The 12,468-nt window shown below is 31.7% G+C and carries 10 protein-coding genes and 2 tRNA genes; 5 read left to right on the top strand and 7 right to left on the bottom strand.

The genetic code is table 11. From position 1 onward, the window contains the following. Positions 1-15 precede the first annotated feature (15 nt). Together AC3VJB_RS10910 and AC3VJB_RS10905 are read right to left on the bottom strand one after the other, a co-directional pair. Positions 16-89: transfer RNA gene (locus tag AC3VJB_RS10910), tRNA-Asn, on the bottom strand. Between the two features lie 60 nt (positions 90-149). Beyond that, positions 150-223: transfer RNA gene (locus AC3VJB_RS10905), tRNA-Asn, on the bottom strand. A gap of 272 nt (positions 224-495) precedes the next feature. On the opposite strand from AC3VJB_RS10905, the gene AC3VJB_RS10900 reads away from it, so the two are divergent. From AC3VJB_RS10900 to AC3VJB_RS10890, 3 genes are all read left to right on the top strand, one after another. After that, positions 496-3,222: a 2-oxoglutarate dehydrogenase E1 component gene (locus AC3VJB_RS10900; protein ID WP_047789900.1), complete on the top strand. Its 2,727-nt coding sequence runs from the start codon at positions 496-498 to the stop codon at positions 3,220-3,222. Positions 3,223-3,339: 117 nt separating this feature from the next. Continuing rightward, positions 3,340-4,548 (top strand): 2-oxoglutarate dehydrogenase complex dihydrolipoyllysine-residue succinyltransferase, encoded by a 1,209-nt coding sequence (gene odhB, locus AC3VJB_RS10895; protein WP_206337263.1) that lies wholly within the window; start codon positions 3,340-3,342, stop codon positions 4,546-4,548. Between the two features lie 203 nt (positions 4,549-4,751). Further along, the gene (locus AC3VJB_RS10890; protein WP_047789902.1) at positions 4,752-5,123 is read left to right on the top strand and encodes a VOC family protein; all 372 of its coding nucleotides are present in this window, start codon (positions 4,752-4,754) and stop codon (positions 5,121-5,123) included. 42 nt (positions 5,124-5,165) lie between these two features. On the opposite strand, the gene AC3VJB_RS10885 is transcribed toward AC3VJB_RS10890, so the two are convergent. Continuing rightward, on the bottom strand, positions 5,166-5,885 hold the full coding sequence (locus tag AC3VJB_RS10885; protein ID WP_173358892.1) for a DUF547 domain-containing protein: 720 nt from the start codon (positions 5,883-5,885) through the stop codon (positions 5,166-5,168). A gap of 563 nt (positions 5,886-6,448) precedes the next feature. Between AC3VJB_RS10885 and AC3VJB_RS10880 the strand changes: the two genes are divergently transcribed. Beyond that, positions 6,449-7,195 carry an alpha/beta hydrolase gene (locus AC3VJB_RS10880; protein WP_497667136.1) on the top strand — a complete coding sequence of 249 codons (747 nt, stop codon included), beginning with the start codon at positions 6,449-6,451 and terminating at the stop codon, positions 7,193-7,195. A 7-nt stretch (positions 7,196-7,202) separates the two neighbouring features. Further along, positions 7,203-7,805 carry a hypothetical protein gene (locus AC3VJB_RS10875; RefSeq protein WP_437823402.1) on the top strand — a complete coding sequence of 201 codons (603 nt, stop codon included), beginning with the start codon at positions 7,203-7,205 and terminating at the stop codon, positions 7,803-7,805. Positions 7,806-7,808: 3 nt separating this feature from the next. On the opposite strand, the gene AC3VJB_RS10870 is transcribed toward AC3VJB_RS10875, so the two are convergent. The 4 genes from AC3VJB_RS10870 to sufB form a co-directional block, all read right to left on the bottom strand. Further along, positions 7,809-8,474 carry a LytTR family DNA-binding domain-containing protein gene (locus tag AC3VJB_RS10870; protein ID WP_159432114.1) on the bottom strand — a complete coding sequence of 222 codons (666 nt, stop codon included), beginning with the start codon at positions 8,472-8,474 and terminating at the stop codon, positions 7,809-7,811. 259 nt (positions 8,475-8,733) lie between these two features. After that, positions 8,734-10,047: a Fe-S cluster assembly protein SufD gene (gene sufD, locus AC3VJB_RS10865; RefSeq protein ID WP_159493467.1), complete on the bottom strand. Its 1,314-nt coding sequence runs from the start codon at positions 10,045-10,047 to the stop codon at positions 8,734-8,736. 96 nt (positions 10,048-10,143) lie between these two features. Further along, positions 10,144-10,896: a Fe-S cluster assembly ATPase SufC gene (gene sufC, locus AC3VJB_RS10860; RefSeq protein WP_047789907.1), complete on the bottom strand. Its 753-nt coding sequence runs from the start codon at positions 10,894-10,896 to the stop codon at positions 10,144-10,146. Between the two features lie 91 nt (positions 10,897-10,987). Then, positions 10,988-12,436, bottom strand: coding sequence for a Fe-S cluster assembly protein SufB (sufB, locus tag AC3VJB_RS10855; RefSeq protein WP_073182171.1), 1,449 nt, complete (start codon positions 12,434-12,436; stop codon positions 10,988-10,990). Positions 12,437-12,468 lie beyond the last annotated feature (32 nt).

Below are 12,468 nucleotides of genomic sequence, written 5' to 3'. Positions count from 1 at the left end.
GATTTTTTTGTTTTGCTCCCCCTCTTGGGCTCGAACCAAGGACCCTCTGATTAACAGTCAGATGCTCTAACCAACTGAGCTAAGGAGGAATGTTCATGTAGAACAATATATATGTATTGTAGAAATTATCGGCTTCTACGTTGCCTTTGCTCCCCCTCTTGGGCTCGAACCAAGGACCCTCTGATTAACAGTCAGATGCTCTAACCAACTGAGCTAAGGAGGAATTTAAAACATACTTGTCTTAAAATGCGAGTGCAAATTTAAGGGGATTTTTTATATCTGCAAATTATTTTTAAAAAAAAGTAAGATTAAAATTACTTATCTCTGGATTTCAGTTGTTTATTTTTTAAGGGAATTATGTTTTTAACTGAAATTTAACAAAAAGCTAATACTCGTTAAAGAGTTTAAAATTAGACTAAAAAGGAATGGTATTTTTCGTAAAAGTTGTACTTTTGTCTCCATTATTCTTATTGATAGAAAAGTATAACAAAATATATGGACAAGTTTTCGTTCTTAAACGCAGCACATGCAGGTTTTATAGGTGATTTGTATGAACAATATCAAAAAAATCCTGATGCGATAGAACCAAGTTGGAGAAGTTTTTTTCAAGGATATGATTTGGCTAACGAGAAATACTCATTAACAGATGAAGAAGTTTCGGTAGAAGTCCCTGAAGAAGTACGTAAAGAGTTTTTAGTAATCGATTTAATTAACGGTTACCGTACCCGTGGCCATTTGTTTACCAAAACAAACCCAGTACGAAATAGAAGAACATATACTCCAACATTAGATATTGAAAACTTTGGATTAAATCAATCAGATTTATCCACTGTTTTCAATGCAGGAGAGATTTTAGGAATAGGACCTAAAAGTTTAGCAGAAATTATAAACTATTTAAAGTCTGTTTTCTGCGAAAGCATTGGAGTTGAGTATATGTATGTACGCAACCCTGAAGAGTTAAAGTGGTGGAATGAGCGTTTGAATAAGAATGCTAACCATCCAAGTTATGATGTAGAGTCTAAGAAGTATATTCTTACGAAGCTAAATCAAGCATCAACTTTCGAAAGCTTTTTGCAAACAAAGTATGTAGGTCAAAAACGATTCTCTGTTGAAGGAGGAGAAACATTAATTCCAGGGGTAAGTGTAGCGCTTAGAGACGCGGCTGAATTGTATGGAGTGGAAGAATGCGTGTTAGGAATGGCACATCGTGGACGCTTAAACACTTTGGTAAATATCTTTAAAAAACCTATTCGCGATTTATTTAGTGAGTTTGAAGGAAAAGATTTTGAAGATCAAGATATAGATGGAGATGTTAAGTATCATTTAGGTTTAACCTTAAGCAAAGCGTATCAAGGTGGACAAAAAATGAAGATGAATTTAGTTCCAAATCCATCTCACTTAGAAACTGTTGATGCAGTTGCTGAAGGAATAGTTAGAGCTAAAATTGATAAAGACTACGAAGGAAACGAAAATAAGATACTCCCAATTCTAGTACATGGTGATGCGGCCGTTGCGGCTCAGGGTATTGTGTATGAAGTTGTGCAAATGGCACAATTAAATGGATACAAAACAGGAGGTACTATTCATGTGGTAGTAAATAATCAAGTAGGTTTTACAACCAATTATTTAGATGCTCGTTCAAGTACGTATTGTACTGATGTAGCTAAAGTAACGTTATCTCCAGTATTACACGTAAACGCTGATGATGCTGAGGCTGTTTGTCACGCTATGGAAATGGCTGTTGAATATCGTATGAAATTCAACAAAGACATTTTTATTGACTTATTAGGATACCGTAAATACGGTCATAACGAAGGAGATGAACCACGTTTTACTCAGCCAAAATTATATAAGGCAATTTCTAAGCATAAAAATGCAAGAGAAATTTATGCTAATAAATTAATAGAAGAAGGAAGTATAACAACGGATTACTTACAGAAAATAACAGATGAATTTAAGGCGCATTTAGAGGCTGAATTTACAGAATCTAAAAAGAAAGAAACGTCTAAAATTCAAGAGTTCATGCCTGATGTATGGGATGGGTTTGTACGTAAGCAATTACAAGATATGTTACAGCCTGTAGATACAACCTATTCAGTAGATGGTTTAAAAGGCATTGCAAGAGTTATTTCAAAAACACCAGAAGGACACAAGTTTGTTCGTAAAGCAGAACGTATCTTAAAAGGCCGTGAAAAAATGGTTTTTGAAGATAATTTGTTAGATTGGGGTACAGCTGAAAACTTAGCATACGGTACGTTGTTAGAAGAAGGATACGATGTTCGTATTTCAGGAGAAGATGTAGAAAGAGGAACGTTCTCTCACCGTCATGCAATTATGCGTGATGAAGAAACCTTAGAGCGTGTAAATTTATTAAACACAAACCCTAAGAATAAAGGAGAGATGACTATTTACAACTCTCACTTATCAGAATATGGAGTGTTAGGTTTTGATTATGGATATGCAATGGCAGCTCCAAATACCCTAACCATTTGGGAAGCTCAGTTTGGTGATTTTGCCAACGGAGCACAAATTATGTTCGACCAGTATATTTCTTCAGCAGAAGATAAATGGAAGTTACAAAACGGATTGGTAATGTTATTGCCTCACGGGTATGAAGGTCAAGGACCAGAGCATTCATCAGGTAGAATTGAACGTTTCTTACAATCGTCATCAACTGATAACTGGACAATAGCAAACTGTTCTACACCAGCAAATATGTATCATATTTTGCGTCGTCAGATGAAGCGTGATTTTAGAAAACCATTAATTGTTTTCACACCAAAAAGTTTATTACGTTTACCTAAAGCAGTAAACCCTATTGAAGATTTAGCAAACGGAACTTTCCAAGAAGTGATTGATGATACTATCGATACATCAAAAGTTAAGAAAATGGTGTTCTGTACAGGTAAATTTTATTATGACTTATTAGCAGAACGTGAAAAGTTAGAAAGAGAAGATGTAGCTTTAGTTCGTATAGAGCAATTGTTCCCATTACATAATGATAAAATTAAAGAAGTAATGGACAAGTATCCAAATGTAGAACGTTATGTTTGGGCGCAAGAAGAACCTAAAAATATGGGAGCTTGGAGTTATATGTTAGAACGTTTTGAATTAGCTAGGTTAGAATGTGCCTCGGAAGAGTACCGTTCGGCGCCAGCAGCAGGTTCAAGTGCACGTTTTAAAAGACGTCATCAAGCTATTATAGATAAGGTTTTTGATTAAAAAATAAATGCGTTAGGGATAGAAGCAAACTACCGTGTAGTGCGAAAAGCCCGACCCGATAGGGAAACGCCCAAATAAAAGAAATAAAATAATTCAGATATATAAAATTTAGAACTGATGGTTTTAGAAATGAAAGTTCCTTCTCCGGGGGAATCAATTACAGAAGTAGAAATCGCAACTTGGTTAGTTGAAGATGGTGATTACGTTGAGAAAGATCAACCAATTGCCGAAGTAGATTCTGACAAAGCAACGTTAGAATTACCTGCGGAAGAAAGCGGAATAATCACTTTAAAAGCTGAAGAGGGTGATGCAGTAGCAGTAGGAGCAGTAGTTTGTCATATTGATATGGATGCTGCAAAGCCAGATGAAGCTGGAGCACCAAAAGCAGCTGCACCAAAAACTGAGGAGAAAAAAGAAGCACCTAAGGCTGAACCAGCAAAAGAAACATATGCAACTGGTACAGCATCTCCAGCAGCTAAGAAAGTATTAGCTGAAAAAGGGATGAATCCATCTGATGTTAAAGGAACTGGTAAAGACGGTCGTGTAACAAAAGAAGATGCTGTAAAAGCAGTGCCTTCAATGGGAACTCCAGGAATGGGATCTCGTGGTACAGAGCGTAAAAAGTTATCAATGTTACGTCGTAAAGTAGCGCAACGTTTAGTTTCTGTAAAGAACGAAACAGCGATGTTAACTACTTTTAATGAGGTTAATATGCAACCAATTTTCGACTTACGTAACGAATATAAAGAAGCGTTTAAAGCAAAACACGGTGTAGGTTTAGGATTTATGTCATTCTTTACTTTAGCAGTAGTAAGAGCTTTAAAAATGTATCCAGATGTAAATTCTATGATTGATGGAGATTACAAAGTAAGTCACGATTTCCAAGATATTTCTATTGCAGTATCAGGTCCTAAAGGATTAATGGTGCCAGTAATAAGAAACGCTGAAAATTTAACGTTTAGAGGAGTTGAGAGCGAAGTAAAGCGTTTAGCATTACGTGCACGTGACGGACAAATTACAGTTGATGAAATGACAGGAGGTACGTTTACTATCACGAATGGTGGTGTATTTGGTTCTATGTTATCTACACCAATTATCAACCCTCCACAAAGTGGGATTTTAGGAATGCATAATATTGTAAATCGCCCAATGGCAGTTAATGGCGAAGTAGTGATTCAACCAATTATGTATGTAGCATTATCATACGATCACAGAATTATTGATGGTCGTGAGTCTGTTGGATTCTTAGTAGCTGTAAAAGAAGCGTTAGAAAATCCTGTAGAGCTATTAATGAATAATAACCCTACCAAAGCTTTAGAAATGTAGTATAAAGTTTATACAGATAAATAAAAAAATCCCACACAACTTGTGTGGGATTTTTTTATTTATTTTTAAAAGGATGAATTGAATAAAATGATTATCTTATACACTCTTCTTACTGTCATAAATTGTTATTAAACAGACTAAAAATTTATTTGTAAAAAGGGAGTATTATATTTTTTGAAGAAAAAAATTAAAGCTATAAAATTATGAAACTAGGAGCCTTTTCAATTAGTTTATCAGTGAAAAATATTAATAAGTCGAAAGAATTTTATGAAACGTTGGGATTCACTGTTTTTGCAGGTCAAATAGAAAGCAATTATTTGATTATGAAAAATGGTAATTCGTTAATTGGGTTGTTTCAAGGTATGTTTGAAAATAATATTCTTACTTTTAATCCAGGTTGGGATGAAAATGCCAATGAGTTAGATGACTTTGACGATGTAAGAACCATTCAACAACATTTAAAAGAAAATCACATCAAATTGAAAAGTGAGGCAGATGAAGAGACTTCGGGCCCTTCTAGCATCGTTTTCTTTGATCCTGATGGAAACATGATTTTAATAGACCAGCATGTTTAAAAGATGAAAAACAAGATGTGTCTTTCATCCTTTAAACGTAATCTATTTGTTGTTTAAGCTCCAATCGTAGTCCAAATATAGCACTTCGGCATTATCATTAGCTTTAATGTGAGAGTACTTATTTATATAATCTACTAAAGTATTACGAGAGGTAAAGTCTTCTTGGTACCATTGAAATATTTTTGAAACTTCAACTTTAGTTAACGTAATCTTATTTTTTGTGGAGTCGTTTATAAAAGCTTTCATTAAGTTTTCCAACGCTTCTTCTATATTCTCTTTAGTAAAAGCAAAATTTACAAATCGAGGTCCAGATTTAGATGCTGCATTTAAGGCAACATGAATTCTAGGGTCATCATGCCATCTACGAAGTATTTTATGCTCAATATAATCTAGGGAGTATAGTTTTTTACCAACAGAAGCAAAAGGAATCTTCCAAGCATTTCTTCCTTTACGTTTAATATCGGTAATTTTTTTTAAAGGATAACTATCTAAAATTAATTTGATTGTATAAGCATTGTAAGCATTAATCCAAAAAGCTTTTGCTTTATTTTGCGACCATCTATTACTAGGTATGGTGTTATCCAAATGCTTTATATATATATCTAAAACCGCCCGATTCTTTCTTAGTCCCTTATAATCCACATTGCCTTGAGAGTCAACATAGGTTTTTAATAAAGCATCATATACATCAGTTTGTGCTTGTGTTTGAATACTCACAAAAATTAGTATGAAGGTAAAAGTGAGAGTAATTGTTTTTCGCATTTTTTTAAATTTTAAGTAAATAAATTAGTTTACAATACTTTTGACGTAGATAAATTTAATTCATTACACAAATATTTTATTGAAGCAAAAAAGACCTTTTGGAGAGGTTTTAAAAAAGAGAAATTGTTATTATTATTTTTTACAATAAAGTGAGCTTAAATAAATAACAATAATCATCATATAAAAAGTAGTGTTGTTTTGCGCTTTGGTTAAGTTTATGTCACTCATAAAAACTTGTGTTTTCGATTGTACAAGAGTGTAAGTTTTCTATACAACATCAGCGATTAGTAATACTTATTTAATAGGCTTCATCAAAATAAAGAAAAATTTTTAATCAGGTTTAAAAAAGTAAGGTTTAAAAGAAAAATCACTATATAAACTATACTATAAAGAGTCCATTTGTCACAAATAAGGAACATTTCATACCATATATCTTTTTACAATATTTAAAGGAAATTGAGAGAGATATTTTTGATGCGGATTAATAAAAAACATAAAAAATGATTACGCATTCTTACACAAAAAGCCCTTTTGTATTTTTAAGTTTTATACTCTTTTTCTTTATGAGTTGCACTGAAGAAGATTTACCCTCTAACATTAAGCAGCAAAAATTCACTCTAAAATCGAACTCAACAAATTTTAAGTATGCTATTAAAATAGGGAGCATTGAAGAAGTTGATGTAACTAAAGATTATCACGTGATTTATTTATTAGATGGTGACGACTATTATAATGAATGTATGCAAATGTTAAGCTTAGAAAAAAAAGAAAATACCGTTATAGTGAGCATAGGTTATGCGGGCGATAATGAAAGAGGTACAGATTATTCTTACCCATATGACAGAGATTTTGATGGAGATTCAGGAGGAGCAAACAAGTTTATTAGCTTTTTAAATTCTGAGTTAATCCCTGTGATTGAAGAAGATTATCAAATAAAGAGTTTAACAAAAACAATTTATGGGCATTCACTTGGAGGTTATTTTGCTTTATATGTTATGCTGCAAGAAGAACAAGAAAACCCTTTTGATAATGCAATTGTGGTAAGCCCTAATTTAATGTGGTATAACTCATTTATTTTCGATTTAGAAGAAAAAGCTAAGAAGTTGAGTTTGTTAGATGGCAAATCTTTTTACATGGCTATGGGAGACCTTGAAGGAGTTGGTATGAACGCATCATTTAAAGCAATGGTTAAGCGACTAAAATTGAATAACTATAATGATTTTAATTTCAGTTATGAAAGATTAGAAAATATTTCTCACAGAAATAGTCCAATCATAGGATTTAAAAATGGATTAAAAATTATTCAATAAGAAAAAAATGAAGAAAATTTTATACATAGTATTGTTAAGTAGTTTTTTTATGAATGCTCAAGAACATGATACTACAAGAAAGTGGAAATTAGAATTGGGCTATACGACTGATATAATTAATACAAGTTTTGGAAAGCATTATGGTTTTGTTTTTAAAGCGAAAAGGAAATTGTTGGAAAGTAAGAAGATTACCTTAATGGTAGGAGCAGCCTATCAAAACAGTTTTATTAATGAAGACGAAAATATGTTTACAGGTTTTGTTGATGGCTACACAAGAGACTTATCTGTTGTTGGTTTGGTAGATTTTAGTTTTTATCCTTTTAATAAAAGAAGATTTTACATGTCAATTCAACCTTTTCTTGGCTATACTAACTTAAAATCAAAAGGAAGTTTATATATAGATCACTTAGGTGTATATGAAAAGTATAAAAACTCACATTCTTACTTTAATTACGGAATGATAAATTCTCTAGGTTATACTTTTAATAGAATAACTATAACCTTTGATGTTTGGAGTTCACTAAAAGGAATTCTTGATAGCGGAAGGTTTAGACCAGGTGATTTTGATTCAAGATTGTTTTTTGGAATGGGAGTAGGATATACATTATAAATTCTATTTATAAAACTTGTCAAACTTCTCTTTAAATAATTTAAATTTATTTCTAGATACAGGAACCTCATGGGAAACATTAGGAAATGAAATTTTATAGTTCCTCGCATTTCCTGAGGTTCTTCTAATATTTTTAATATTAATTATATAAGAACGATGTGTGCTTAAAATAAAGGGGTAATCAGATAAATTATTAAGTAATTTTTGAATAGATATTCTGTATGGTTTAATGTCTACAGAGTTAAGAGTCTTAGTGTATATGTCTACATAATTCCCTTCGGATTTAGCGAATAAAAAAGTAGCCAAATCAAGAATTAATGTCTCATTTATATTATTCGTTTTTATAGATAAAACAATCTCTTTGTTTTTTTGTTTTAATTCTTTCTCGAGCTCTTTATTGTACGCTTTAACACTTCTTAAATTTTCTTTTAAAATAACCACATAGTTTATCCAAATAATAATGAGTATAGGTGTAGTACCGATTAAAATAACATAAGAGAAAGTATTAATAAAACTTAAAAAAAAATTACTATTAACACTATTTTTGATAGGGTACAGAAAACTATTTTGAAAAAGAGCTATTGAAATAAGAATACCAAGAGTAAAGAAAAATTCTCTTAAAGTATTCCAATTTTCTTTAATTTCAGAAGTAAAAAAAATGGTGGGCACCAATTCAGTAAAAAATAAGATGCTCAAAAAAGTAACTATACTAGCCGTTAAACATGGAAAAAAATTGTTTGTAACAGTATTTTGAGAAAAGTAATAGTTAACTAAGAATATTAAAATACTTAGTATACAAGCAATAATAAGGTTTCTTTTGGTATGAAATAAATATGGGTAAGGGGTTGATAAGCTTTTTAAAAACTTATATTTCATAACATTTAAAGAATTAAAAAGGCATTATTAAATATAATGCCTTTTGTTTGTTTTATAGTTCAAAACCAATATTAACCCCTAATTTGTTGGCAATTAATTTGGTAATTCTTTTTTTAACCTCTGGTATTTTAACACTCTCTAAAACAGTATTTGCAAAGGCGTACATAAGTAAAGCTTTTGCTTCTTTCTTTGGAATACCTCTTTGCTGCATATAAAATAAAGCTTGATCGTCTAATTGACCTATGGTACAACCATGAGAGCATTTTACATCATCAGCAAAAATTTCTAATTGAGGTTTAGCATTTATAGTTGCTTTATCACTTATTAAAACATTGTTGTTTTGTTGGTAAGCATTTGTTTTTTGAGCTTCTTTTTCAACAATAACTTTACCATTAAACACACCAGTAGAACGATCGGTATAAATACCTTTATAGTCTTGGTGACTTTCACAGTTAGGCTCTATATGGTTTACCAAAGTATGATGGTCAACGTGTTGTTTCCCCTCAATAATGGTAATTCCTTTTAAAATAGAGTTAATATATTCTCCTTTTTGGTAGAAGTTTAAGTTGTTTCTAGTAATATTGCCACCAAAAGAAAAAGTATGTACAGAGCATGTACTTTCTTTCTGTTGCTCGATATATGTATTATCAACTAAAGAAGCATCATTATTGTCATTCTGAATCTTGTAATAATCTACTGTAGCATGTGTGTCTGTATAAATCTCAGTTACAACATTTGTTAACACAGCATTATTATTAAGGTTTTGGTGACGCTCTATTATTTGAACATGTGCATTTTGCTCTACAATAATTAAATTACGAGGCTGTAACATGGTTGCATGTTCTTTACCTGTAGTAAAATTAATTATCTGAATAGGTTTTTCAACTTCAACATTCTTTGGGATGTGAATGAATGCACCTTCTGTAGCAAAAGCTGTATTTAAAGACGTTAAATTGTCTTGTTTAGCAATTTTGTTAAAATATTTTTCAATAATAGGCTTATACTTTTCTTTAGAAAAAGCAGCAGATAATAAACAAATATCTTTTCCATCATGAGTAGTAGTTGATAAAAAAGAACTGTATTTACCATCCACAAAAACTATTTTATAGCTATCTATTTCATGAATGAAGTATTTTTTTACATCAGCAAACTCTACAGAAGCATCTCTATCAGGAAAAATACTATAATCTTCTTTTAAAACTGAATTTAAAGAAGTGTATTTCCAAGCTTCTAATTTTTTTGTAGGAAAGCCTAATTTTTCAAAATTTTGTAGTGCTTTTGTTCTTATTTCATGTAAATCTGAATTAATATTTACATTGTCTTCAAAAGCTACGTATGATGATAATATTTTTTCTCTCAACTCCATTGTTTTTAGTTGTAAAGTTTATAAAGTATAAAAGTTTGTAAAACTGAAAAGTGGCTTATCTTATGAGCAAATTTTCGCTTTTTACTTTTCAACTTTTTAACTATTTACCTCTGCTTTAATCCAATCGTATCCTTTTTCTTCAAGCTCTAAAGCAAGAGAAGCATCTCCAGTTTTAACAATTTTTCCATCATGTAAAACGTGTACATAATCAGGAACGATATATTCTAATAAACGTTGATAGTGGGTAATAACTACTACAGCGTTATCTTTAGATTTTAACTTATTAACTCCATTAGCCACAATACGTAAAGCATCAATATCTAAACCAGAATCAGTTTCATCTAAAATAGCTAATTTAGGTTCTAACATAGCCATTTGGAAAATCTCATTACGTTTTTTCTCACCTCCTGAAAATCCTTCGTTTAAAGAACGAGATAAGAATTTACGATCGATTTCTAATAATTCTGATTTCTCACGAATCTTTTTAAGCATATCTTTAGCAGGCATTTCTTCTAAACCTTGGGCTTTTCGAGATTCGTTAATGGCTGTTTTAATAAAGTTTGTAACAGTAACACCAGGTATTTCTACAGGGTATTGGAATGATAAGAATACACCAGCATGGGCTCTTTCTTCAGGAGCTAATTCGCTAATATCTTCTCCTTCTAATTCAATAGAACCAGAAGTTACTTCGTAAGTTTCATTACCGGCAATTACAGATGATAAGGTACTTTTACCTGCACCGTTTGGTCCCATAATTGCATGAACCTCTCCTGCTTTTACTTCTAAGTTAATTCCTTTAAGAATATCTTTGTCTTCTACCTGTGCGTGTAAGTTTTCTATTTTTAACATTGTTCTTATACTATTGGCTTTAAGCTGTTGACTATAAGCGTACGTTTAATTTTTAATAATTGTTGTGTTTATAATTAACACATTAGGTTAATTATCCTACAGAACCTTCTAACGAAATTTCTAATAATTTTTGAGCTTCTACAGCAAATTCCATTGGAAGCTTATTTAATACTTCTTTACTAAACCCATTAACAATTAATGCAATAGCTTTTTCAGTATCAATACCACGTTGATTACAGTAAAATAATTGATCTTCACCAATTTTACTAGTAGTAGCTTCGTGTTCTATTTGAGCCGATTTATTTTTAGCTTCGATATAAGGAAAAGTATGAGCACCACACTCATTACCCATTAATAAAGAATCACATTGAGAGAAGTTACGTGCATTTTCTGCTCTTGAATTTATTTGAACTAAACCACGATAACTGTTTTGTGACTTACCTGCTGAAATTCCTTTTGATATAATAGTTGATTTGGTATTCTTTCCTAAGTGAATCATCTTAGTACCCGTATCGGCTTGTTGATGATTGTTTGTTACAGCAATTGAATAAAATTCACCTACAGAATTATTTCCTTTTAAAATACAACTTGGGTACTTCCATGTAATTGCTGATCCTGTTTCAACTTGCGTCCAAGAAATTTTAGCATTGGTTTCGCACAAACCTCTTTTGGTAACAAAGTTATATACTCCTCCTTTACCTTCTGAGTCTCCAGGAAACCAGTTTTGAACTGTTGAATATTTTATTTCAGCATCGTCTAAAGCAATAAGCTCAACAACTGCTGCGTGTAATTGATTTTCATCACGTTGTGGAGCAGTACATCCTTCTAAGTAAGAAACGTAACTACTTTCATCAGCAACTACTAACGTACGCTCAAACTGTCCTGTTCCTCCTTCGTTAATACGGAAGTAAGTAGATAATTCCATTGGACAACGAACTCCTTTTGGAATATAACAAAAAGATCCATCTGAAAATACAGCCGAGTTTAACGCAGCGTAAAAGTTGTCAGTTGGTGGTACAACAGAACCAATATATTTTCGTACTAATTCTGGATGCTCTTGAATAGCTTCAGATATTGGCATGAAAATAATTCCTTTTTCAGCTAAGGTTTCTTTAAAAGTAGTAGCAACAGAAACAGAATCCATTACAATATCAACAGCTACATTTGCTAACCTTTTTTGTTCTTCTAAAGAAATTCCTAATTTTTCAAAAGTTGCTAATAAATCAGGGTCTACCTCATCTAAACTATTTAATTTAGGTTTTTGTTTAGGAGCTGAGTAGTAAGAAATATCTTGAAAACTTGGTTTTTTGTAGGTAACATTAGCCCACTCTGGTTCTTCCATTTGTTCCCAAATTCTAAAAGCTTCTAAACGCCATTCAGTCATCCATTCTGGCTCATTTTTCTTTTTAGAAATGGCACGAACGATATCTTCGTTTATTCCATTAGGAAACTTTTCACTTTCAATATCAGTATAAAAACCATATTCGTACTCTTTGGTTTTTAATTCTTCTCTTAAATCGTCCTCGGTGTATTTACTCATCAGTTTTTTGTATTCTTTTTGTGATGTATAGG

Source organism: Tenacibaculum sp. TB-53 (assembly GCF_059716285.2).
Note: the sequence above shows the minus strand (reverse complement) of the source record. Positions and strands in the feature narration are given on the sequence as shown.

What these genes read in the sequence shown, in the direction of transcription:
- odhB (WP_206337263.1), top strand. Translation starts at nt 3,340, where the DNA reads ATGGTTTTAGAAATGAAAGTTCCTTCTCCGGGGGAATCAATTACAGAA.
- AC3VJB_RS10890 (WP_047789902.1), top strand. Translation starts at nt 4,752, where the DNA reads ATGAAACTAGGAGCCTTTTCAATTAGTTTATCAGTGAAAAATATTAAT.
- AC3VJB_RS10875 (WP_437823402.1), top strand. Translation starts at nt 7,203, where the DNA reads ATGAAGAAAATTTTATACATAGTATTGTTAAGTAGTTTTTTTATGAAT.
- AC3VJB_RS10885 (WP_173358892.1), bottom strand. Translation starts at nt 5,885, where the DNA reads ATGCGAAAAACAATTACTCTCACTTTTACCTTCATACTAATTTTTGTG.
- AC3VJB_RS10880 (WP_497667136.1), top strand. Translation starts at nt 6,449, where the DNA reads ATGAGTTGCACTGAAGAAGATTTACCCTCTAACATTAAGCAGCAAAAA.
- sufC (WP_047789907.1), bottom strand. Translation starts at nt 10,896, where the DNA reads ATGTTAAAAATAGAAAACTTACACGCACAGGTAGAAGACAAAGATATT.
- sufD (WP_159493467.1), bottom strand. Translation starts at nt 10,047, where the DNA reads ATGGAGTTGAGAGAAAAAATATTATCATCATACGTAGCTTTTGAAGAC.
- AC3VJB_RS10900 (WP_047789900.1), top strand. Translation starts at nt 496, where the DNA reads ATGGACAAGTTTTCGTTCTTAAACGCAGCACATGCAGGTTTTATAGGT.
- sufB (WP_073182171.1), bottom strand. Translation starts at nt 12,436, where the DNA reads ATGAGTAAATACACCGAGGACGATTTAAGAGAAGAATTAAAAACCAAA.